This window comes from Bacillus sp. B2-WWTP-C-10-Post-4, from assembly GCF_009183805.1.
Taxonomy (GTDB): Bacteria; Bacillota; Bacilli; order Bacillales; family Bacillaceae_G; genus Bacillus_A; species Bacillus_A cereus.
The window spans coordinates 37,396-58,705 of the sequence record NZ_WEII01000023.1 but is presented as its reverse complement, the minus strand read 5'-3'; the positions used below and the strand labels follow the sequence as shown (position 1 = coordinate 58,705).

The window sequence follows — 21,310 nt, the reverse complement described above, 5'->3', positions numbered from 1 at the left end:
TAAGATCCCTGAAAGATGATCAGGTTGATAGGTTCGAGGTGGAAGCATGGTGACATGTGGAGCTGACGAATACTAATAGATCGAGGACTTAACCATATAATATGAAGCAATGTTATCTAGTTTTGAAGGAATATGCCTTCATAGTTTGGTGATGATGGCAGAGAGGTCACACCCGTTCCCATACCGAACACGGAAGTTAAGCTCTCTAGCGCCGATGGTAGTTGGGACCTTGTCCCTGTGAGAGTAGGACGTCGCCAAGCAACTAAACACGAGTCAAATGACTCGTGTTTTTTCGTGTTTTCTTTTATAATCCATAGTAATTAAAAAAATGTGCTTAAATAATTACTATTTTGATTAAATGCAGGGGAATGTGGCTAGGATAGTGAATAAGCAAAAGAGTTGCAAATTTTATTAATACGTATATAATTAAAGTCAAAGATAGTCAAAGTCAATAAAGGTGGCGGATAAATGAGAAATATATCTGATATCATTGAGCAATATCTAAAGCAAGTTATTGACTTAAGTAATAATAATGTGATTGAAATCAAAAGAAATGAGATTGCGGATCGATTCGAGTGCGTACCATCTCAAATCAATTATGTAATCAATACCCGTTTTACATTAGAAAGAGGATTTATAGTAGAAAGTAAACGTGGTGGAGGAGGTTACATTCGCATTATAAAAGTCAAACTGCATGATGATATAGACATTATTGATCAAATGCTTCATATGATTGATCATAGCGTTGCACAAGGGAATGCAGAGAATATGATTATACGTTTATTAGAAGAGGGAATCATAACAGGCCGTGAAGCAAAACTAATGTTAAGTGTACTAGATCGTTCTGTATTATCAATGGATATTCCTTCTCGAGATGAACTTAGGGCTCGAATATTATGCGCAATGTTAAGAACACTGAAATATAAATAAATACAGCTTTTGTAAAAGAATGATAATTAAGATAGGGCAGTTAAATATTGTAGAAGTTTTGAAAAAGAGCATGTACTTTTATCTAAATGGATTAAGGAAAGAGGACAATCTAGTAATGTATGAAAAGTATCATGAGGTAGATCGTTCCTGTTGTAAAGGTGGGGATATTGATGACTTGTCAAAACTGTAATATAAGACCAGCAACTTTACATTATACAAAAGTAATCAACGAGAAGAAGGCGGAAGTTCATCTTTGTGAGCAATGTGCAGAGCAAAGTGGCTATACGTCTTTCTTTCAATCATCACAGTCTAACTTTTCATTTCATGATGTATTTGCTGGTTTATTACACGGTGAATCAACAATGTTTGGAGAAGAAAAAAACGGGTTTTCAAATACAAATACAGTAAGATGTCCAGATTGTAAGATGACATATGAACATTTTACAAAAGTGGGACGCTTTGGTTGTGCTTCTTGTTACGATACATTTAAAGGACACTTAAACCCATTGTTAAAGCGACTTCATGGTGGACATACAGAACATTGTGGAAAAATTCCGGAACGAATGGAAGGAAATATCCACTTAAAGAAAGAATTAGATGAACTAAAACTTATTCTGAAACAATATGTACAGAATGAGGAGTTTGAGAAAGCTGCTGAGGTAAGAGATGAAATTCGAGGGCTTGAAACTCAGCTTAGTGAGCATAGAGAGGGGGAGTAGTTCTATGTCACTGGACAAAATTATGAATGAAGCGATTAGTCCATGGATGAAGGGGGATGGCCCTGATTCTGATATTGTTTTAAGTAGTCGAATTCGTTTGGCTCGTAATTTTAAGCAATATCAATTTTCTACTATGCAAAACGAAGAGGAAGCTCAACAGGTTCAAGAATTATTTAAAAAGAAATTTATAAATAAATCGGTAGAGCCCTTTGGGAAGTTTGGATTATTAAAAATGAATGAATTAACGCCTCTTCAAAGAAGAGTTTTAGTCGAAAAGCATTTAATTAGTCCAAATCTCGCAGGGACCGAATATGGAGCATGTCTGTTATCAGAAAGCGAACACATTAGTGTGATGCTTAATGAGGAAGACCACATTAGGATTCAGTGCCTATTTCCAGGGCTACAGTTATCAAAGGCGCTTCAAAGCGCTAATCAAATAGATAATTGGATTGAGAAAGAGGTTGAATATGCTTTTGATGAATCACTTGGATATATTACGAGTTGTCCTACTAACGTTGGTACAGGATTAAGAGCTTCTGTAATGATTCATTTACCAGGGCTGGTTTTAACAAAAAGAATTAGCCGTATTATACAAGTAATTCAAAAATTAGGTTTAGTAGTAAGAGGAATATACGGTGAAGGTAGCGAAGCGTTAGGTAATATATTTCAAGTATCAAATCAAATGACGCTAGGGAAATCCGAAGTAGATATTATTGCAGATTTAAAGAGTGTCATGCAGCAAATTATACAACAAGAAAAATTGGCCAGAGAATTAATTGTACAAAATTCGAGTATTGAGCTTGAAGATAAGGTTTATCGTTCTTACGGTATACTAGCAAACAGTCGTTTAATTCAATCTGCAGAAGCGGCAACTTGCTTATCGGATGTACGGCTTGGTATTGATCTAGGATATATAAAAGGTATATCGAGAAATATTTTGACTGAGCTAATGGTTCTTACGCAACCAGGTATTTTACAACAATACGCAGGAGGACCTTTAGGACCAGAAGAAAGAGATTATCGAAGAGCAACCTTAATCCGTGAGCGATTACGTATTGAAAAAAACTAAGCGCAAGTAGGAGGCGATTTCTATGATGTTTGGAAGATTTACAGAAAGAGCACAGAAAGTATTAGCTTTATCTCAAGAGGAAGCAATTCGCATTGGGCATAATAATATTGGAACAGAACATATTTTACTTGGGCTTGTACGCGAAGGTGAAGGAATTGCAGCAAAAGCGTTAATTGCTCTTGGATTGAGCCCGGAAAAAGTGCAAAAAGAGGTAGAAGCGTTAATTGGACGTGGAACAGAAGCTTCTCAAACTGTACATTATACACCTCGTGCTAAAAAAGTTATTGAATTGTCTATGGATGAAGCGCGTAAGCTAGGACATTCTTACGTTGGAACAGAACATATTTTACTTGGCTTAATCCGTGAAGGTGAAGGTGTAGCGGCACGTGTTTTAAATAATTTAGGCGTAAGCCTCAACAAAGCAAGACAACAAGTGTTACAACTTCTTGGAAGTAACGAAGCGAGTTCAGGTCACCAAGGTGGTTCATCGACAAATGCCAATACACCGACACTAGACAGTTTAGCGCGCGACTTAACAGTTGTTGCACGTGAGAATCGTTTGGATCCTGTTATTGGACGTAGTAAAGAAATTCAACGTGTAATTGAAGTGTTAAGCCGTAGAACAAAAAACAATCCAGTGTTAATTGGAGAGCCTGGTGTAGGTAAAACAGCAATTGCTGAAGGGTTAGCACAGCAAATCGTAAATAATGAAGTTCCTGAAACGTTAAGAGATAAGCGTGTTATGACACTAGATATGGGAACAGTGGTAGCTGGGACGAAATATCGTGGTGAGTTTGAAGATCGTTTAAAGAAAGTAATGGATGAAATACGTCAAGCAGGGAATATTATTCTATTTATTGATGAACTTCATACATTAATCGGTGCAGGTGGAGCAGAAGGTGCAATCGATGCATCAAATATTTTAAAACCATCTTTAGCACGCGGAGAATTACAATGTATTGGTGCGACAACTTTAGATGAGTATCGTAAATATATTGAAAAGGATGCAGCTTTAGAGAGACGTTTCCAGCCAATTCATGTTGATGAGCCGAGTCTAGAAGAATCAACTCAAATCTTGAAAGGTTTACGCGATCGTTATGAGGCGCATCACCGTGTGTCTATTACAGATGATGCAATTGATGCAGCTGTAAAACTTTCTGATCGTTATATTACGGATCGTTTCTTACCGGATAAAGCAATTGATTTAATTGATGAAGCTGCTTCAAAGGTTCGCTTACGCTCTTATACAACACCACCAAACTTAAAAGAGCTTGAAGTGAAGCTTGAGGAAATTCGAAAAGAAAAAGATGCGGCTGTACAAAGTCAAGAGTTTGAAAAGGCTGCTTCCTTACGTGATATGGAACAACGCTTACGTGAGAAATTGGAAGATACAAAGCGTCAGTGGAAAGAGCAACAAGGAAAAGAAAATTCAGAGGTTACGGTAGAAGATATTGCAAATGTCGTTTCTACATGGACACGTATCCCTGTTTCTAAACTTGCACAAACAGAGACTGATAAATTATTAAACTTAGAATCCATTCTTCATGATCGTGTCATCGGCCAGGATGAAGCGGTAGTGGCTGTAGCGAAAGCTGTTCGTCGTGCAAGAGCAGGACTAAAAGATCCGAAACGTCCAATTGGTTCATTTATTTTCTTAGGACCAACAGGTGTAGGTAAAACAGAATTAGCAAGAGCATTAGCAGAATCTATGTTCGGTGATGAGGATGCAATGATTCGCATTGATATGTCTGAGTATATGGAGAAACATTCAACTTCTCGCTTAGTTGGTTCTCCTCCAGGATATGTTGGGTATGAAGAAGGCGGACAATTAACAGAGAAGGTTCGTCGTAAGCCGTATTCAGTTGTCCTATTAGATGAAGTAGAGAAGGCGCATCCCGATGTATTTAATATTTTACTGCAGGTATTGGAAGATGGTCGTTTAACTGATTCTAAAGGACGTACAGTTGACTTCCGTAATACGATTGTTATTATGACGTCTAACGTTGGTGCTGAGGCGTTAAAACGTAACAAACATCTTGGATTTAACGTACAAGATGAAAGCCGTGATTATTCGGATATGAAAGGTAAAGTAATGGATGAGCTGAAAAAGGCATTTCGTCCAGAATTCTTAAACCGTATTGATGAAATTATCGTATTCCATATGCTTGAGAAAAAACATATTCAAGAAATTGTGACTCTTATGGTAAATCAGTTAGTGAATCGCTTAAAAGAACAAGAAATTGAATTGCAATTAACAGAAGGGGCGATTGCAGCTATTGCTGATAAAGGGTTTGATCGTGAATATGGTGCTCGTCCACTACGTAGAGCAATTCAGAAGCATGTAGAAGATAGACTATCGGAAGAACTTTTAAAAGGTGCTATTGAGAAAGGGCAAAAAGTTATCTTTGATGTAGAAGGGGAAACATTTGTCATTCATAGTGCTGAAAAGGTAAAATAAGTATAGACAAACTAAGAGGGCTACGAGATAGCCCTCTTTCTTGTACGAGAAGGTCAAATGTTTATAGATGAAAGCGAAGTGAAATATAAAAAGATATGGCTAAAAAGAAAACAAAATTCACATGTCAAGAGTGTGGTTATCAATCACCAAAATATATGGGTAAATGTCCAGGGTGTGGTCAATGGAATTCGCTTGTTGAAGAGATGGAACCCGTTGTATCATCCAGACGCCTAAATTATGCAAATGCAATTCAAACAGAAGTAACAAAACCAAGACGTCTTACAGAAGTAGAAACAAAGTCTGAGGCACGTATTGAAACAAAATTTCAGGAGTTTAACCGTGTACTAGGTGGCGGAATTGTAGATGGATCTTTAGTACTTATTGGTGGGGACCCTGGGATTGGAAAATCAACGTTATTATTACAGATTTCCTCGCAATTAGCAGATGCTTCATATGATGTATTGTATATATCAGGTGAGGAGTCAGCAAAGCAGATTAAACTTCGTGCAGATCGTTTACATGTAAATGGTAGTAATCTATTTGTTGTATCAGAGACAGATTTACAGCGTATTGCAGCACATATTGAAGAGATGAATCCTGCTTTTGTTGTTATTGATTCTATTCAAACGATACATTTACCTGAAGTGACATCAGCTCCTGGTAGTGTGGCGCAAGTACGTGAATGTACAGCAGAATTAATGAAACTTGCAAAAACAAAGGGAATCCCAATTTTTATCGTAGGGCATGTGACAAAAGAAGGTGCAATTGCGGGACCGCGTATGCTAGAACATATGGTCGATGCAGTTCTTTACTTTGAAGGAGATCGACACCATACATATCGTATTTTACGAGCTGTAAAGAATCGTTTTGGTTCTACGAATGAAATGGGTATCTTTGAAATGAAAGAACTTGGCCTTGCAGAAGTCTTAAATCCTTCTGAAATTTTCCTTGAGGAAAGACCAGTTGGAGTTGCAGGTTCAACAGTAGTTGCCTCAATGGAAGGAACAAGACCAGTTTTAGTAGAAATACAGGCATTAATTTCCCCTACTAGTTTTGGAAATCCTCGAAGAATGGCGACAGGAATTGATCATAATCGTGTCTCGCTTATTATGGCGGTACTAGAGAAAAGAACAGGTTTACTATTACAAAATCAAGATGCGTATTTAAAAGTAGCTGGTGGTTTGAAATTAGATGAACCGGCAATTGATTTAGCTGTTGCCTTAAGTATAGCTTCAAGTTTTAGAGATAAATCTACGGCACCAACTGATGCGGTAATAGGAGAAGTTGGATTAACTGGAGAAATAAGAAGAGTATCAAGAATCGAACAACGTGTACAAGAAGCAGCTAAATTAGGATTTCAACGTGCTATCATTCCTAGAAAAAATTTAGGGGGGTGGACAATTCCAGAGGGGATTGAGGTTGTAGGTGTTTCTAATTTAGGAGAAGCGCTTCGTTTGACATTAGGAGGCTAGGCTATGGAAGAAAATAAGCAACGTGTCAAAAGTATAATTAATATTTTACAGCTCGTGGCCCCGGGAACACCACTGCGCGAAGGGATAGATAATGTACTTCGCGCACAAACAGGGGGACTAATTGTTCTTGGGTATAATGAGCAGATTAAAAGCATTGTTGATGGTGGTTTTCATATTAATTGCGCATTCTCTCCTGCTAGTTTATATGAATTAGCAAAAATGGATGGAGCACTTATTTTAAATGAAACTGGAAGTAAAATTTTAATTGCAAACGCACAGTTAGTTCCGGATTCATCTATTGATTCTATTGAAACAGGTATGCGTCACCGAACAGCAGAGCGTGTAGCAAAACAGACGGGCAGCCTTGTTGTGGCCATTTCACAAAGACGTAATGTAATTACGCTATATCAAGGGAACTTACGTTATACATTAAAAGATATAGGTGTCATTTTAACAAAAGCAAATCAAGCAATTCAAACGCTAGAAAAATATAAGGCTGTATGGAATGACGGCATTACGAATTTGGGTATTCTAGAATTTGAAGAGGTCGTTACAATGTCCGAGGTGGTTCACGTTTTACATAGTGTTGAAATGGTGCTGCGTATAAAAAATGAAATATTGAGCTATATTCATGAGCTAGGAACAGAAGGTAGGTTAATTCGTTTACAGCTTACAGAATTACTAGCTGATTTAGAGGCAGAGGCAGCATTGTTAATTAAAGATTATCACCAGGAGAAAACACAAGACCATCATCAAATCTTGAAAAAGTTACAAGATCTTGCAAATACACAACTTTTAGAGGATAGTGATTTAGTTAAATTACTTGGCTATCCAGGACAAACAAACTTAGAAGAAAGTGTGACACCTAGAGGGTACCGAATCACAAGCAAGATTTCTCGTGTTCCGCCACTTATTATCGAGAATTTAATTAATCGATTTAAAACATTGCAAGGTGTTTGCCGAGCAACTATTAATGAATTGGATGATGTGGAAGGAATTGGAGAAGTGAGAGCGAAGAAAATACGAGAAGGTCTAAAAAGAATTCAAGAGCATCTCTATATGAGTAGACACAATTAAGAATATTACATTGATTCTATAATATAACGACACTAGAACATTTTTGGTATATGATATGATATATTGGTAAATAAAACTATTTACAAAAAAACACGTCCGCTTTTGCATTCGGCGTTTTGATTAGCGAAACAATGGTTAATAATGAGTAGGAGGTGGTTGGATGTTAAAACGGATTGTACAGCTCTTCTTTTTAGTGATCGGGGGAGCGTTAGGGATTTACTTAATCCCAAAAATTATTAATGTATTAGATATCGGTGCGGTTCCTTTGTTGGAAGGATCGTATGTTCGTGCAATTATTGGTGCAATTATTTTATTTTTAACAACATTTTGGCTTGTAGATTATATTGTTCAACTTATTAAGCATATTGAAGAGGCTCTTGTAAAGGCGCCCGTAGCAGATGTTTTATTTGGTACATTAGGATTAATCTCTGGTCTTATTGTTGCATATTTAATTTTGATACCAATTCGTGAATTTACAATTCCAGTTATTAGTACGGTGTTGCAAGTGTTCTTCACCCTTTTACTTGGATATTTAGGATTCCAAGTAGGATTTAAAAAGAGGAATGAATTGCTAGGATTATTTACATTACCCCAACGCGGAGGTAAAAAGAAAAACAATAGTGAGAATGAAGAGGTAGAGGTCGAAGCGGAAAAATCTACGACTCATTGGAAAATTCTCGATACGAGTGTAATTATTGATGGACGTATTGCAGATATTTGCCAAACAAAGTTTTTAGAAGGAACAATCGTCATTCCACAATTCGTATTAGAAGAGCTTCAGCATATTGCCGATTCTTCAGATGCTTTAAAGCGTAATCGTGGCCGCAGAGGACTAGACATTTTAAATCGTATTCAAAAGGAGATGCCAATTCCGGTAGAAATTTATGAAGGCGATTTCGATGATATCCAAGAAGTAGATAGCAAGCTTGTAAAGTTGGCAAAAATCACTGGTGGAACTGTAGTAACAAACGATTTCAATTTAAACAAAGTTTCTGAATTACAAGGGGTTACGGTGTTAAACATTAATGATTTAGCTAATGCGATTAAACCAGTCGTACTCCCTGGTGAAGAATTAAGTGTTTATGTTGTGAAAGATGGTAAAGAACAGAATCAAGGTGTTGCATACTTAGATGATGGTACGATGATTGTAGTAGAAGATGGTAGAGAGTATGTGGGTTCACAACTTGATGTACTTGTTACTAGCGTATTACAAACATCGGCTGGTCGTATGATTTTCGCAAAACGTAAATTGCTAGAAAAAGCATTATAAGTAGAGGATTATTAATATGTATACATTAATTATTCCGGCAGCGGGCCAAGGGAAACGAATGGGTGCTGGTAAAAATAAGTTATTTTTACTTATAGATGAGGTACCAATTATTGTGCACACATTGCGTGCTTTTGAAAAAGATAAAGCGTGCAAAAGTATTATTATGGCAATTAACGAAGAAGAACGCCCGTATTTTGAAGAGTTGATGCAGAAGTACCAGATTGAAAAGCAGGTACAATTTATTCAGGGTGGAGCCGAAAGACAAGATAGCGTATATAACGCACTTCAGTATGCGAGTGGTGTCGAATATGTTCTTGTTCATGACGGGGCGCGCCCGTTCGTAACGAATAAAGTGATTCGCGATGTATTAACTGCAGCAGAAAAATATGGAGCTTCCATTTGTGCAGTGCCAGTAAAAGATACTGTTAAGAAAGTAGAGCAGGGTGTTGTTGTAGAAACGGTAGAGCGGTCTCAACTTAACGCTGTACAAACACCACAAGGATTCTCTGTTTCTCTTTTGCTAGAAGCTCATAGAAGCGCAAAGCAAAGTTGTTTTCTTGGCACAGATGATGCAAGTCTCGTAGAACGTGTTGGGAAGCAAGTAGGTGTAGTAGAGGGGAGTTACTATAATATTAAAGTGACGACTCCGGAAGATCTATTAATTGCTGAAAGTTTCCTACGTGTTCAGAAGAAATAATGTTGATGATGTGTTAATAAAGAAAAGCTCGGCAACAGCCGGGCTTTTCTTTATAAGGATAGCGATATAATATAGAGTCATAAAGCTCAGTAGTTTAGCTTAAGGAGGAAGTAAGGATGTTTCGAATTGGACAAGGTTTTGATGTACATGAATTTGCGGAAGGGCGCCCGTTGATTATCGGTGGAATTACAATTCCACACGAGAAAGGATTAATTGGTCATTCAGATGCAGATGTATTGTTACATACGATTGCTGATGCATGTTTAGGTGCGATTGCAGCAGGAGATATCGGAAAGCACTTTCCTGATACAGACCCAGCTTTTAAAGATGCAGATTCAGCTGTATTGTTACAAAAAGTTTGGGAATTTGTGCGTGAACAAGGTTACGAGTTAGGAAATTTAGATTGTACAATTATTGCTCAACAACCAAAAATGGCACCACATATTGAGAGCATGCGTAAGCGCATTAGTGAACTGTTAGAAACGTCTATCGATAACATTAATGTAAAGGCAACAACAACAGAAAAATTAGGATTTACAGGTAGAGAAGAAGGGATTGCTTCTCAAGCGGTTGTTTTATTACAGAAAAAATGATGGTTTTTAATTCGTAAGATGGATAATCACATTTTTTTGGTGTACAATTATAGAATGTGTTGACATTAAGGATGGAAGGTGTACCAATTATGGAAAAGCAAGTGAGAGTACGCTACGCGCCAAGTCCAACAGGACACTTACATATCGGAAATGCGCGTACGGCATTATTTAATTATTTATTTGCTCGTCATTTAGATGGCAAATTTATTATTCGTATTGAAGATACTGATGTAAAACGTAACGTGGCTGGTGGAGAAGAAAGCCAATTAAAATACTTGAAATGGCTCGGTATGGACTGGGATGAAGGTGTTGATGTTGGTGGTGAATTTGGACCATATCGCCAAACAGAGCGTTTAGATATTTATAAAAAATTATATGAAGATTTATTAGAGCGTGGTCTAGCTTATAAATGTTATATGACAGAAGAAGAGCTAGAAGCAGAGCGTGAAGGACAAATCGCTCGCGGTGAAACACCTCGTTACGCAGGTAACCACCGTGAATTAACTGAAGAACAAGTGAAAGAATTTGAAGCTGAGGGACGTATTCCAAGTATTCGTTTCCGTGTACCAGCTGATCGTGACTACACATTCAAAGATATTGTAAAAGATGAAGTTGCGTTCCATTCAAATGATTTCGGTGATTTTGTTATTGTGAAAAAAGATGGAATTCCAACTTATAACTTTGCAGTAGCAGTAGATGATCATCTAATGGAAATTACACATGTACTTCGTGGTGATGATCATATTTCAAATACACCGAAACAAATGATGATTTATGAAGCTTTCGGCTGGGATATTCCACAATTTGGTCATATGACTCTAATTGTTAATGAAAGTCGTAAAAAGTTAAGTAAGCGTGATGAATCTATTATTCAATTTATTGAGCAATATAAAGAGCTTGGGTATCTTCCAGAAGCAATCTTTAACTTTATTGCACTACTAGGTTGGTCTCCGGTAGGAGAAGAAGAAATCTTCTCTAAAGATGAGTTTATCAAAATGTTCGATGCAGCTCGTTTATCAAAATCACCTGCATTATTTGATTCTCAAAAACTAAAATGGATGAACAACCAGTATATGAAAAAGCAAGATTTAGATACGGTTGTAGAGTTAAGCTTACCGCATTTAGTGAAAGCTGGACGTGTGGGAGAAACTTTAAGCGAACAAGACCAAGCTTGGATTCGTGATGTAATTGCTTTATACCATGAACAAATGAGTTTTGGAGCTGAAATTGTAGAGCTTTCTGAAATGTTCTTTAAAGATCATGTTGATTATGAAGAAGAAGGACAAGAAGTATTAAATGGTGAACAAGTACCTGAAGTACTTCGTGCATTTGCTGGTCAAATAGAAGCTCTAGAAGCAATGGAGCCAGCAGCAATTAAGGCAGCGATTAAAGCAGTTCAAAAGGAAACAGGACATAAAGGTAAAAATTTATTTATGCCAATCCGTGTTGCAACTACAGGACAAACGCATGGTCCAGAGCTTCCGAATGCTATTGCACTTCTTGGAAAAGAAAAAGTTTTAAATCGTCTTCAAAAAGTAATTGGTTAACATTTTCTAGGTTTAGAAATATAATAAGTATACCTAAAACCTAATAAGGAAAAGCGACGAGAAGGAGAAGTAGAAAATCAGGCTTTTTACAGAGAGAACCACCTTTAGGCTGGGAGTGGTTTATAAGCGGATTTTTGAAATGCCCCTTCGAGTCTTCTGCTGAACAGCGAATTGCTTCGTGGGATGTCTTAGGCCGCAAAGTAAGCAGGAGCGGTGTACACCGTTATCATGGATGAGTTTGAGGCTTTTTTAAGCCTAAACAGAGTGGAACCGCGCTTAAAAGGCGTCTCTGTCAATATGACAGAGACGCCTTTTTTTTATACCGTGTAAATAGGTATGAATATAGAATTTATCTCCTTATATAAAGAATTAGGGGAGAAGTGATGAGTTAGGGGAGTTAGTTCGTTCGACAAAAAAGCAGCCCATAAAGGGGAGGGAACACCGATGTTTAAGAGGCTTCGGGAAGATATTGAAGTCGTTTTTGAACAGGATCCAGCGGCAAGAGGTTATTTCGAAGTCATTTTAACTTACTCTGGATTACATGCAGTTTGGGCCCATCGAATTGCACATGCTTTTTATAAAAGAAATTTTTTCTTTCTTGCACGTTTTGTTTCACAAGTGAGCCGCTTTTTTACTGGCATTGAGATCCATCCAGGAGCAACTATTGGTCGACGCTTTTTTATAGATCATGGAATGGGAGTTGTAATTGGAGAAACTTGTGAAATTGGTGATAATGTAACGATTTATCAAGGGGTTACATTAGGTGGTACAGGAAAAGAAAAAGGGAAGAGGCACCCAACAATTCAGGATAATGTATTAATTGCGACGGGTGCTAAAGTTCTTGGGTCTATTACTGTGGGAGAGAATTCTAAAATCGGAGCAGGGTCTGTCGTATTAAAAGAAGTTCCTGCACATTCTACAGTTGTAGGTATACCTGGCCGTGTCGTTATTCAAAATGGAGTAAAGATTGGTCAAGAATTAAATCACTCTGACCTTCCAGATCCGATTTTTGATAAATTAAAGGCTATGGAAGTAGAACTTGATAAATTGAAGAAACAATTGGAATTAAAGGTAGAAAGGAAGGATAAAAATGACTATTCACATTTATAATACGTTAACACGTCAAAAAGAAGAGTTTGTTCCATTAGAAGAAAATAAGGTAAAGATGTATGTATGCGGACCTACAGTTTATAACTACATTCATATTGGGAATGCAAGACCTCCTATGGTATTCGATACAGTGCGTCGTTATTTAGAATACAAAGGATACGATGTGCAATATGTATCTAACTTTACGGACGTAGATGATAAATTAATTAAAGCGGCAAATGAATTAGGTGAAGATGTACCAACGATTGCTGATCGTTTTGTTGAAGCGTACTTTGAAGATGTAACAGCACTAGGTTGCAAACACGCAACAGTTCATCCTCGTGTAACAGAAAATATGGATATCATTATTGAATTTATTCAAGAACTTGTGAATAAAGGGTATGCATATGAATCAGAGGGTGATGTGTACTTTAAGACGAAGGAATTCGAAGGTTACGGTAAATTATCACATCAACCAATCGCAGATTTACGTCACGGTGCTCGTATTGAGGTAGGGGAAAAGAAACAAGACCCTCTTGATTTTGCTTTATGGAAAGCTGCGAAAGAAGGAGAAATCTTCTGGGAAAGCCCTTGGGGGCAAGGACGTCCAGGATGGCATATTGAATGCTCAGCAATGGCGCGTAAGTATTTAGGGGATACAATTGACATTCATGCTGGTGGGCAAGACTTGGCGTTCCCGCATCATGAAAATGAAATTGCGCAGTCAGAGGCATTGACTGGAAAAACGTTTGCACGTTACTGGATGCATAATGGATATATTAATATTAACAATGAGAAGATGTCTAAATCGCTGGGTAACTTTATTTTAGTTCACGATATTATTAAGCAATACGACCCGCAGTTAATTAGATTCTTTATGTTATCAGTACACTATCGTCACCCGATTAACTTTAGTGAAGAGTTATTACAAAGTACGAATAATGGACTGGAAAGAATTAAAACAGCTTATGGAAACTTAAAGCATCGTATGGAGAGTAGTACGGATTTAACGGACCATAATGAGAAATGGTTAGCTGAAATAGAGAAATTCCAGACTGCATTTGAAGAGGCAATGAATGATGACTTTAACACTGCAAATGCAATTACCGAATTATACAACGTAGCAAATCATGCAAATCAATATTTACTTGAAGAGCATACATCTAAAGTTGTGATTGAAGCATACGTAAAACAACTGGAAACGTTATTTGATATTTTAGGATTAGAATTATCAAAAGAAGAATTACTGGATGAAGAAATTGAAGAGCTTATCCAAAAGCGCATTGAAGCTCGTAAAAATCGCGATTTCGCATTGTCTGATCAAATTCGTGACGATTTAAAAGAACGTAATATTATTTTAGAAGATACCGCTCAAGGTACAAGATGGAAAAGAGGATAAGGATGATTGATGCAAAGCAATTAAACAGCTTGGCGTTAGCGTATATGGGTGATGCGGTATATGAACAATATATCCGCTATCACCTCCTTCAAAAAGGAAAAGTTCGCCCTAATCAATTACATCGCTTAGGGACGAGCTTTGTTTCAGCAAAAGCACAGGCGAAAGTTGTTTATCATTTATTAGAGACGGCATTTTTGACAGAGGAAGAAGAGGCGGTATTAAGAAGAGGGCGTAATGCAAATTCAGGTACAGTTCCGAAAAATACGGATGTACAAACATATCGACATAGTACAGCCTTTGAAGCACTAATTGGTTATCATCATTTATTAAATAATCGTGAAAGATTAGACGAAATTGTATATAAGGCAATTGCAGTTTTAGAAGAAAAGGAAGGGGGCACATCATCATGACTAGTGAATATATTATCGGACGTAACCCTGTAATTGAAGCGTTAAGATCAGGGAGAGATATTAATAAAATTTGGATCGCAGAAGGTGCTGCCAAAGGACAAGTACAAATTGTACTAGCGTTAGCGAAAGAAAATAAGATTATTTTACAACATGCACCAAAGAAAAAGTTAGATCAATTAGTTGAGGGTAATCATCAAGGTGTAATTGCTCAAGTAGCTGCATATCAGTATGCAGAGTTAGAAGATTTATTCAAAGTGGCAGAAAAACGTAATGAAGATCCGTTCTTCTTGATTTTAGATGAGATTGAAGATCCGCATAACCTAGGTTCTATTATGCGTACTGCTGATGCAACAGGAGCTCATGGAATTATTATTCCGAAGAGAAGAGCTGTGGGACTTACCGCATCAGTTGCGAAAGCATCAACAGGAGCGATTGAATACATTCCTGTTGCGCGCGTAACAAACTTATCTCGTACAATTGATGAATTAAAAGAGCGTGGACTTTGGATTGCTGGTACAGATGCCAAAGGGAAAACGGATTACCGTAATTTAGATGGTACAATGCCGATTGGATTAGTAATTGGTAGTGAAGGAAAAGGTATGAGTCGTATTATTGGTGAAAAGTGTGATTTCTTAATCACTCTACCGATGGTTGGTAAAGTTACATCCTTAAATGCTTCAGTAGCCGCAAGTTTGTTAATGTATGAGGTATATCGTAAACGTCACGAAATTGGTAAATAAAAAATGAACGATATTTTAATCGTTGACGGCTACAACATTATCGGAGCTTGGGGAGATTTGAAGAAACTGCGGGATGTAGATTTACAATCATCAAGAGATGCGCTTATTGATAAGATGGCGGATTATCAAGGTTATACAGGCACAAAAGTGATGATAGTCTTTGATGCCTATACAGTCCATGGTATTGAAAAAAAGATGAAACAATCTCGTGTAGAAGTAATATTCACACGAAAGAATCAAACTGCAGACGAAAAGATAGAGCAACTTGCGATAGAGCTTAGAAATATAAATACACAAATATATGTTGCGACTTCTGATTATACAGAACAATGGGTTATATTTGGGCAAGGTGCCCTTCGAAAATCTGCGCGTGAATTAGAGTTGGAAGTACAAGCGATGGAACAACAAGTAAGAAGGCGTACAAAAGACACGAAAGAACAGCAGCCCGCCATGCGAAAGATATTTAGTAAGGATATTACAGAAAAATTAGAAAAATTAAGAAGAGGAGAGCGTTGAAGCATTGACGCTCTTTATCTTTTTACTGTATAATATTGCTAAATAAATAGCGGTCGGAGGGATCAAGGTGGAAGCAGGCTTCGTAAGTATAGGCGACGTTACATTTCGTGATTTAGAGGATGAGGCAATCGTTGAGTTAGTTCGAAAAGGTAATACTGACGCTCTAGAATATTTAATTCACAAGTATAAGAACTTTGTTCGTGCGAAATCAAGATCTTACTTTTTAGTGGGTGCCGATCGAGAAGACATTGTTCAAGAAGGTATGATAGGGTTGTTTAAAGCAATTCGTGATTATAAAGAGGACAAGCTGTCTTCATTCAAAGCATTTGCTGAACTATGTATCACTCGACAAATTATTACCGCTATTAAAACGGCAACAAGACAAAAACATATTCCTTTAAATTCGTATGTGTCTTTAGATAAGCCGATTTACGATGAGGAATCTGATCGAACGTTATTGGATGTTATTTCTGAAGCGAAGGTGACTGATCCTGAAGAGATGATCATTAGCCAGGAAGAATATACAGACATAGAATCAAAAATATCTGAATTATTAAGCGATTTAGAAAGAAAAGTGCTTTCTTTATATTTAGATGGTCGTTCTTATCAAGAGATTTCAGAACAGTTAAACAGGCATGTGAAATCTATTGATAACGCTTTACAAAGAGTAAAGAGGAAATTGGAACGATATATGGAAATGAGAGAAAGTACAACTTTAAATTCATAAGAAGTAACAAGTGCTGCAGGTGTAAAATAAATCACCTGTTTTCTTTTGTAGAGAGTACAAAATGCATGTCATTGACATTGTCTTTTATTGTATGATACATTTTTAGAGACATAATGTTACAAGGTTGGTGTAACTAATGAGGAAAAAAGTTGTACTCTCATGTGAAGAGTGTAAAAATCGAAACTACTCTACTATGAAAGATACGAGCTCAATAGAGCGACTTGAAATAAAAAAGTTTTGTAAAACATGCAATCAGCATACAGTTCACAAGGAAACAAAATAAATAATTGAAATAATACACTGGAGGTCCCGCAGATGCGTTTAACGAACTTTTTCGGCGATGTAGGTCGCGAAATGAAAAAAGTAAGTTGGCCTAAAAAAGATGAATTACTCCGCTCAACAGCGACTGTTGTTGCTACAGTTGTGTTCTTTGCGATTTTCTTCGCAGTAGTTGATATGGGCATTTCTTCTTTAATTCGGTTAATTCTTGGTTAATTCTTGAATAAGAAGCACTTATCCATGATATAATGTTATTTATAAGAACTGTGTAAAAGCCCGGTGAACGGGTTTTTTCATTTGCGCAAAAAAATGTACGTCAGGGAGGGAAGGACGCTCGTCCTAAATGAATGGAAAAAAGTTGGTATGTTGTCCATACTTATTCTGGATATGAAAATAAAGTAAAAGCAAACCTAGAGAAACGTGTAGAATCAATGGGTATGCAAGATAAAATTTTCCGTGTTGTTGTCCCGGAAGAAGTAGAAGTAGAAATGAAAAACGGAAAAGAAAAATTAATGAAAAGAAAAGTGTTCCCAGGTTATGTATTAGTAGAATTAATCATGACTGATGACTCTTGGTATGTTGTACGTAACACGCCGGGTGTAACTGGGTTCGTTGGTTCTTCTGGTTCTGGATCTAAACCATCACCTCTATTAGAAGAGGAAGTTGTTACCATTATGAAACATATGGGAATGGACAACGAAGTGGTTGATTTCGACTTTGAACTTCATGAGACAGTACGTGTAAATGAGGGGCCATTCGCAGATTATACAGGTGCTATTGAAGAAATTGATGTGGAGAAGAAAAAGGTTAGCGTGCTTGTGGATATGTTTGGTCGCGAGACTCCAGTTGAACTTGACTTCCATCAAATTGAAAAATTATAAAATGAAACTTGAAATGAATTGTAAAAAGTGATAATATCTTTTAAGTCAGTACGTCTTCGTTATCGGAGACGTTTTTTGAAAGATTTTATCCTTACAGATAAAATATGACGTGGGAGGGCAAATCACTGTCCAATTGACCACATCACGGACTTAAGGAGGTGTGTCTCGTGGCTAAAAAGGTAATTAAAATGGTAAAGCTTCAAATTCCTGCAGGTAAAGCTAACCCAGCTCCACCAGTTGGTCCAGCATTAGGACAAGCAGGTGTTAACATCATGGGCTTCTGTAAAGAGTTTAACGCTCGTACAGCAGATCAAGCTGGTCTTATCATCCCTGTTGAAATTACGGTATTTGAGGACCGTTCATTCACTTTCATTACTAAAACTCCTCCTGCTGCTGTTCTTCTTAAGAAAGTAGCTGGTATTGAGTCTGGTTCTGGTGAACCAAACCGTAATAAAGTGGCAACTGTTAAGCGTGATAAAGTACGCGAAATCGCTGAAACTAAAATGCCTGACCTAAACGCTGCTAGCGTAGAAGCTGCAATGCGTATGGTTGAAGGTACTGCACGCAGTATGGGCATCGTTATCGAAGACTAATTCGATTTGTTTTTAAAAAAGGTTGCGGGTCTGGAATTCCAATTCGCAACCTTTATTATCGTAAATGATTATCGTTTTTAAATAAATGGATGGCGCTCATCCTCAGGTTATACCTGAAAACAGGCGTAAACGTGGGAGGTTATTCCGCTAAAACCACATTCGAGGAGGAAATAAAAATGGCTAAAAGAGGTAAAAAGTACGTAGAAGCTGCAAAGCTTGTTGATCGTGCAGCTGCTTACTCTGCAACAGAAGCAGTAGAATTAGTAAAGAAAACAAACACAGCTAAATTTGATGCAACTGTAGAAGCTGCATTCCGTTTAGGTGTTGACCCTAAGAAAGCTGACCAACAAATCCGTGGTGCAGTTGTTCTTCCACACGGTACTGGTAAAGTACAACGTGTATTAGTATTTGCTAAAGGTGAAAAAGCTAAAGAAGCTGAAGCTGCTGGAGCTGACTTCGTAGGCGATACTGATTACATCGGTAAAATCCAACAAGGTTGGTTCGATTTCGATGTAGTAGTAGCAACTCCTGACATGATGGGTGAAGTTGGTAAACTTGGTCGCGTATTAGGACCTAAAGGTTTAATGCCAAACCCTAAAACTGGAACAGTTACTTTCGATGTAACTAAAGCTGTTAACGAAATCAAAGCTGGTAAAGTTGAATACCGCGTTGATAAAGCTGGTAACATCCACGTTCCAATCGGTAAAGTATCTTTCGAAGATGCTAAATTAGTAGAAAACTTCAAAACAATTGCTGACACTTTACAAAAAGTTAAGCCAGCTGCTGCAAAAGGTACTTACATGAAGAACGTAACAGTTGCTTCTACAATGGGACCTGGCGTACGTGTAGACGTTTCTACATTAGCGTAAATTTTGGAAGTTGACTTCATAAAGAAGTTTTAATATAATCATTTATGTTGTGAATTTAATTAGTGTACCGTAGACAGTAGGTGTCAATAGACTTAATTTCCTACCTAGGTGTTAATATACGAAGCGGAATCTTTTTTCTGTGACTATATGCCTCCATGTCTACAAGTTGGGCATGGAGGTTTTTAGTGCACTTTCGGTACATCTTCTATATAATCTACAGGAGGTGTAATAACATGAGCAAAGTAATCGAAACTAAACAACAAGTTGTAACTGAAATCGCGGACAAACTTCGCGCTAGTAAATCTACAATCGTTGTTGACTACCGTGGTTTAACAGTTTCTGAAGCAACAGAATTACGTAAGCAATTACGTGAAGCTGGCGTTGAGTTCAAAGTTTACAAAAACTCTCTAACTCGTCGTGCTGCAGAATCTGCTGAAATGGCTGAGTTAAATGAATTCTTAACAGGACCAAACGCAATCGCGTTCAGTAACGAGGATGTAGTTGCTCCTGCGAAAGTATTAAACGACTTCGCTAAAGATCATGAAGCTTTAGAAATTAAAGCGGGCGTAATCGAAGGTAAACTTGTAACACTTGATGAGGTTAAAGCAATCGCTACTCTTCCATCACGTGAAGGCTTACTTTCTATGCTTCTTAGCGTTCTTCAAGCTCCAATCCGTAACCTTGCACTTGCTACTAAAGCAGTTGCAGACCAAAAGGAAGAGCAAGGCGCTTAATTTTTTAAAAGATAATTACGTATTATCGATAAAACAATACAAACCTATTTAAGGGAGGATATTTACAATGACTAAAGAACAAATCATTGAAGCAGTTAAATCTATGACTGTATTAGAACTTAACGACTTAGTAAAAGCTATCGAGGAAGAATTCGGCGTAACTGCTGCTGCTCCTGTAGCTGTTGCTGGTGGCGCTGGAGAAGCTGCTGCTGAGAAAACTGAATTTGATGTGGAACTAACTAGCGCTGGTGCACAAAAAATCAAAGTTATCAAAGTTGTTCGTGAAATCACTGGTCTTGGCTTAAAAGAAGCTAAAGAATTAGTTGACAACACTCCAAAAGTAATCAAAGAAGCTGCTGCTAAAGAAGAAGCTGAAGAAATCAAAGCTAAACTTGAAGAAGTTGGCGCTGCTGTAGAAGTTAAGTAATTAACTTTTGATGCTTTAAAAAAGCTCGCTCTCATGCGAGCTTTTTTTTTAACTGTAAAGAAAAGAGGTGGCCATATGGCAGACCATTATTTTTCTAACGACCCTTCTAGTAAAAGTGATCGTAAGCGATGGGAGTTTGCCCTTCGTGGATCTCGATTCACTTTCTTATCTGACCATGGGGTGTTCTCGAAAAACGAAGTGGACTTTGGTTCCCGTCTTTTAATTGAAGCGTTTCAAATGCCAGATATTAAAGGTGATATATTAGACGTAGGTTGCGGATACGGTCCTATTGGTTTGTCGTTAGCGAAAGAGTTTCAAGGTCGTGAAGTTCACATGGTGGATGTGAACGAGAGGGCACTTGGGCTTGCGAAAGAAAACGCCGCTAATAACAAAATCGAGAATATACGTATTTTTCAAAGTAGCGTCTATGAAAATGTAGATGGTAAGTATGCTGCTATTCTATCTAACCCTCCAATTCGTGCGGGTAAAGATATCGTACATGAGATTTTAGAAAAAGCTGTGGAGTATTTAGTTCCAGATGGAGAGCTTTGGATTGTTATTCAAAAGAAACAAGGTGCACCGTCTGCGCTAAAAAAACTAGAAGAAGTATTTTCTGAAGTTGAGGTTGTAGAAAAGAAAAAAGGATATTATATCATAAAATCAAAAAAACGTTGACGGTTATTTTTGGCTATGTTAACATTATACAATGCCAATATATGATTTTCTGCGTTGAGAAAGATGTATATTTTTGTTTCTCTTGGAAAAGATAGTAAAATCAGCAGATTATGAAACAGAATGATGGTTTTCTTATAGA

At 37.4% G+C, this 21,310-nt stretch carries 24 protein-coding genes, 2 rRNA genes and 2 other annotated features; all 26 genes read left to right on the top strand.

Going from position 1 to position 21,310, the window contains the following annotated elements; all coding sequences use genetic code 11:
* Nucleotides 1-96: ribosomal RNA gene (locus GBN78_RS12370) — 23S ribosomal RNA — on the top strand; the annotation flags it as partial.
* Nucleotides 97-144: 48 nt separating this feature from the next.
* A 5S ribosomal RNA gene (rrf, locus tag GBN78_RS12365) occupies nucleotides 145-260 on the top strand.
* Between the two features lie 208 nt (nucleotides 261-468).
* Entirely contained in the window at nucleotides 469-930 is a 462-nt protein-coding gene (gene ctsR, locus GBN78_RS12360) for a transcriptional regulator CtsR (RefSeq protein WP_152127439.1), read from the top strand.
* Nucleotides 931-1,100: 170 nt separating this feature from the next.
* Nucleotides 1,101-1,649 (top strand): protein-arginine kinase activator protein McsA, encoded by a 549-nt coding sequence (gene mcsA / locus GBN78_RS12355; protein ID WP_000128397.1) that lies wholly within the window; start codon nucleotides 1,101-1,103, stop codon nucleotides 1,647-1,649.
* A 4-nt stretch (nucleotides 1,650-1,653) separates the two neighbouring features.
* Nucleotides 1,654-2,718, top strand: a complete 1,065-nt coding sequence (gene mcsB, locus GBN78_RS12350) for a protein-arginine kinase McsB (protein WP_000050843.1) — start codon at nucleotides 1,654-1,656, stop codon at nucleotides 2,716-2,718.
* A 22-nt stretch (nucleotides 2,719-2,740) separates the two neighbouring features.
* Nucleotides 2,741-5,176, top strand: a complete 2,436-nt coding sequence (clpC, locus tag GBN78_RS12345) for an ATP-dependent protease ATP-binding subunit ClpC (protein WP_000971184.1) — start codon at nucleotides 2,741-2,743, stop codon at nucleotides 5,174-5,176.
* Nucleotides 5,177-5,271: 95 nt separating this feature from the next.
* Nucleotides 5,272-6,648 (top strand): DNA repair protein RadA, encoded by a 1,377-nt coding sequence (gene radA / locus GBN78_RS12340; RefSeq protein ID WP_001085202.1) that lies wholly within the window; start codon nucleotides 5,272-5,274, stop codon nucleotides 6,646-6,648.
* Between the two features lie 3 nt (nucleotides 6,649-6,651).
* Nucleotides 6,652-7,725, top strand: a complete 1,074-nt coding sequence (gene disA, locus GBN78_RS12335) for a DNA integrity scanning diadenylate cyclase DisA (protein WP_098300482.1) — start codon at nucleotides 6,652-6,654, stop codon at nucleotides 7,723-7,725.
* A gap of 160 nt (nucleotides 7,726-7,885) precedes the next feature.
* Complete coding sequence (locus GBN78_RS12330) at nucleotides 7,886-8,995, top strand: PIN/TRAM domain-containing protein (RefSeq protein ID WP_000919677.1); 1,110 nt, start codon at nucleotides 7,886-7,888, stop codon at nucleotides 8,993-8,995.
* A 16-nt stretch (nucleotides 8,996-9,011) separates the two neighbouring features.
* A complete protein-coding gene (ispD, locus tag GBN78_RS12325) occupies nucleotides 9,012-9,692 on the top strand; it encodes a 2-C-methyl-D-erythritol 4-phosphate cytidylyltransferase (protein WP_000288286.1) in 681 nt (226 codons plus the stop codon).
* A 116-nt stretch (nucleotides 9,693-9,808) separates the two neighbouring features.
* Complete coding sequence (gene ispF, locus GBN78_RS12320) at nucleotides 9,809-10,285, top strand: 2-C-methyl-D-erythritol 2,4-cyclodiphosphate synthase (RefSeq protein WP_000488391.1); 477 nt, start codon at nucleotides 9,809-9,811, stop codon at nucleotides 10,283-10,285.
* Nucleotides 10,286-10,374: 89 nt separating this feature from the next.
* On the top strand, nucleotides 10,375-11,832 hold the full coding sequence (gene gltX, locus GBN78_RS12315) for a glutamate--tRNA ligase (protein WP_000415143.1): 1,458 nt from the start codon (nucleotides 10,375-10,377) through the stop codon (nucleotides 11,830-11,832).
* A gap of 47 nt (nucleotides 11,833-11,879) precedes the next feature.
* Nucleotides 11,880-12,126, top strand: a binding site (T-box leader).
* Nucleotides 12,127-12,276: 150 nt separating this feature from the next.
* Nucleotides 12,277-12,942, top strand: coding sequence for a serine O-acetyltransferase (cysE, locus tag GBN78_RS12310; protein ID WP_000476497.1), 666 nt, complete (start codon nucleotides 12,277-12,279; stop codon nucleotides 12,940-12,942).
* Entirely contained in the window at nucleotides 12,923-14,320 is a 1,398-nt protein-coding gene (gene cysS / locus GBN78_RS12305; RefSeq protein WP_000152276.1) for a cysteine--tRNA ligase, read from the top strand. The genes cysE and cysS overlap by 20 nt, the downstream gene beginning before the upstream one ends.
* Before the next feature lie 2 nt (nucleotides 14,321-14,322).
* Nucleotides 14,323-14,730: a Mini-ribonuclease 3 gene (locus GBN78_RS12300; RefSeq protein WP_000564261.1), complete on the top strand. Its 408-nt coding sequence runs from the start codon at nucleotides 14,323-14,325 to the stop codon at nucleotides 14,728-14,730.
* The gene (gene rlmB / locus GBN78_RS12295; protein ID WP_000200237.1) at nucleotides 14,727-15,470 is read left to right on the top strand and encodes a 23S rRNA (guanosine(2251)-2'-O)-methyltransferase RlmB; all 744 of its coding nucleotides are present in this window, start codon (nucleotides 14,727-14,729) and stop codon (nucleotides 15,468-15,470) included. Before GBN78_RS12300 ends, rlmB begins: the two co-directional genes overlap by 4 nt.
* A gap of 3 nt (nucleotides 15,471-15,473) precedes the next feature.
* On the top strand, nucleotides 15,474-15,986 hold the full coding sequence (locus tag GBN78_RS12290; RefSeq protein WP_000997886.1) for an NYN domain-containing protein: 513 nt from the start codon (nucleotides 15,474-15,476) through the stop codon (nucleotides 15,984-15,986).
* A 67-nt stretch (nucleotides 15,987-16,053) separates the two neighbouring features.
* Nucleotides 16,054-16,713, top strand: a complete 660-nt coding sequence (locus GBN78_RS12285) for an RNA polymerase factor sigma-70 (protein WP_000387193.1) — start codon at nucleotides 16,054-16,056, stop codon at nucleotides 16,711-16,713.
* Between the two features lie 136 nt (nucleotides 16,714-16,849).
* Nucleotides 16,850-16,996, top strand: coding sequence for a 50S ribosomal protein L33 (gene rpmG, locus GBN78_RS12280; protein ID WP_014481927.1), 147 nt, complete (start codon nucleotides 16,850-16,852; stop codon nucleotides 16,994-16,996).
* Nucleotides 16,997-17,028: 32 nt separating this feature from the next.
* Entirely contained in the window at nucleotides 17,029-17,208 is a 180-nt protein-coding gene (secE, locus tag GBN78_RS12275; protein WP_001241323.1) for a preprotein translocase subunit SecE, read from the top strand.
* Between the two features lie 131 nt (nucleotides 17,209-17,339).
* Nucleotides 17,340-17,873 carry a transcription termination/antitermination protein NusG gene (gene nusG / locus GBN78_RS12270; RefSeq protein WP_000415794.1) on the top strand — a complete coding sequence of 178 codons (534 nt, stop codon included), beginning with the start codon at nucleotides 17,340-17,342 and terminating at the stop codon, nucleotides 17,871-17,873.
* Nucleotides 17,874-18,040: 167 nt separating this feature from the next.
* Nucleotides 18,041-18,466, top strand: coding sequence for a 50S ribosomal protein L11 (gene rplK / locus GBN78_RS12265; protein ID WP_001085872.1), 426 nt, complete (start codon nucleotides 18,041-18,043; stop codon nucleotides 18,464-18,466).
* Nucleotides 18,467-18,642: 176 nt separating this feature from the next.
* Nucleotides 18,643-19,335, top strand: coding sequence for a 50S ribosomal protein L1 (gene rplA, locus GBN78_RS12260; protein ID WP_001987630.1), 693 nt, complete (start codon nucleotides 18,643-18,645; stop codon nucleotides 19,333-19,335).
* A 49-nt stretch (nucleotides 19,336-19,384) separates the two neighbouring features.
* Nucleotides 19,385-19,529: a sequence feature (ribosomal protein L10 leader region), on the top strand.
* Nucleotides 19,530-19,568: 39 nt separating this feature from the next.
* Nucleotides 19,569-20,069, top strand: coding sequence for a 50S ribosomal protein L10 (gene rplJ / locus GBN78_RS12255; protein WP_000048716.1), 501 nt, complete (start codon nucleotides 19,569-19,571; stop codon nucleotides 20,067-20,069).
* Between the two features lie 67 nt (nucleotides 20,070-20,136).
* Nucleotides 20,137-20,496: a 50S ribosomal protein L7/L12 gene (gene rplL / locus GBN78_RS12250; RefSeq protein ID WP_000159736.1), complete on the top strand. Its 360-nt coding sequence runs from the start codon at nucleotides 20,137-20,139 to the stop codon at nucleotides 20,494-20,496.
* Nucleotides 20,497-20,571: 75 nt separating this feature from the next.
* Nucleotides 20,572-21,171 (top strand): class I SAM-dependent methyltransferase, encoded by a 600-nt coding sequence (locus GBN78_RS12245; RefSeq protein WP_000763262.1) that lies wholly within the window; start codon nucleotides 20,572-20,574, stop codon nucleotides 21,169-21,171.
* The last annotated feature ends 139 nt before the right edge of the window (nucleotides 21,172-21,310 follow it).

Coding starts and splice junctions, on each gene's coding strand:
- ispF (WP_000488391.1), top strand. CDS start 9,809: ATGTTTCGAATTGGACAAGGTTTTGATGTACATGAATTTGCGGAAGGG.
- ispD (WP_000288286.1), top strand. CDS start 9,012: ATGTATACATTAATTATTCCGGCAGCGGGCCAAGGGAAACGAATGGGT.
- radA (WP_001085202.1), top strand. CDS start 5,272: ATGGCTAAAAAGAAAACAAAATTCACATGTCAAGAGTGTGGTTATCAA.
- mcsA (WP_000128397.1), top strand. CDS start 1,101: ATGACTTGTCAAAACTGTAATATAAGACCAGCAACTTTACATTATACA.
- ctsR (WP_152127439.1), top strand. CDS start 469: ATGAGAAATATATCTGATATCATTGAGCAATATCTAAAGCAAGTTATT.
- GBN78_RS12245 (WP_000763262.1), top strand. CDS start 20,572: ATGGCAGACCATTATTTTTCTAACGACCCTTCTAGTAAAAGTGATCGT.
- GBN78_RS12290 (WP_000997886.1), top strand. CDS start 15,474: ATGAACGATATTTTAATCGTTGACGGCTACAACATTATCGGAGCTTGG.
- mcsB (WP_000050843.1), top strand. CDS start 1,654: ATGTCACTGGACAAAATTATGAATGAAGCGATTAGTCCATGGATGAAG.
- nusG (WP_000415794.1), top strand. CDS start 17,340: ATGGAAAAAAGTTGGTATGTTGTCCATACTTATTCTGGATATGAAAAT.
- rplA (WP_001987630.1), top strand. CDS start 18,643: ATGGCTAAAAGAGGTAAAAAGTACGTAGAAGCTGCAAAGCTTGTTGAT.
- rlmB (WP_000200237.1), top strand. CDS start 14,727: ATGACTAGTGAATATATTATCGGACGTAACCCTGTAATTGAAGCGTTA.
- GBN78_RS12300 (WP_000564261.1), top strand. CDS start 14,323: ATGATTGATGCAAAGCAATTAAACAGCTTGGCGTTAGCGTATATGGGT.
- GBN78_RS12330 (WP_000919677.1), top strand. CDS start 7,886: ATGTTAAAACGGATTGTACAGCTCTTCTTTTTAGTGATCGGGGGAGCG.
- rplJ (WP_000048716.1), top strand. CDS start 19,569: ATGAGCAAAGTAATCGAAACTAAACAACAAGTTGTAACTGAAATCGCG.
- gltX (WP_000415143.1), top strand. CDS start 10,375: ATGGAAAAGCAAGTGAGAGTACGCTACGCGCCAAGTCCAACAGGACAC.
- rplL (WP_000159736.1), top strand. CDS start 20,137: ATGACTAAAGAACAAATCATTGAAGCAGTTAAATCTATGACTGTATTA.
- cysS (WP_000152276.1), top strand. CDS start 12,923: ATGACTATTCACATTTATAATACGTTAACACGTCAAAAAGAAGAGTTT.
- disA (WP_098300482.1), top strand. CDS start 6,652: ATGGAAGAAAATAAGCAACGTGTCAAAAGTATAATTAATATTTTACAG.
- cysE (WP_000476497.1), top strand. CDS start 12,277: ATGTTTAAGAGGCTTCGGGAAGATATTGAAGTCGTTTTTGAACAGGAT.
- secE (WP_001241323.1), top strand. CDS start 17,029: ATGCGTTTAACGAACTTTTTCGGCGATGTAGGTCGCGAAATGAAAAAA.
- clpC (WP_000971184.1), top strand. CDS start 2,741: ATGATGTTTGGAAGATTTACAGAAAGAGCACAGAAAGTATTAGCTTTA.
- rpmG (WP_014481927.1), top strand. CDS start 16,850: ATGAGGAAAAAAGTTGTACTCTCATGTGAAGAGTGTAAAAATCGAAAC.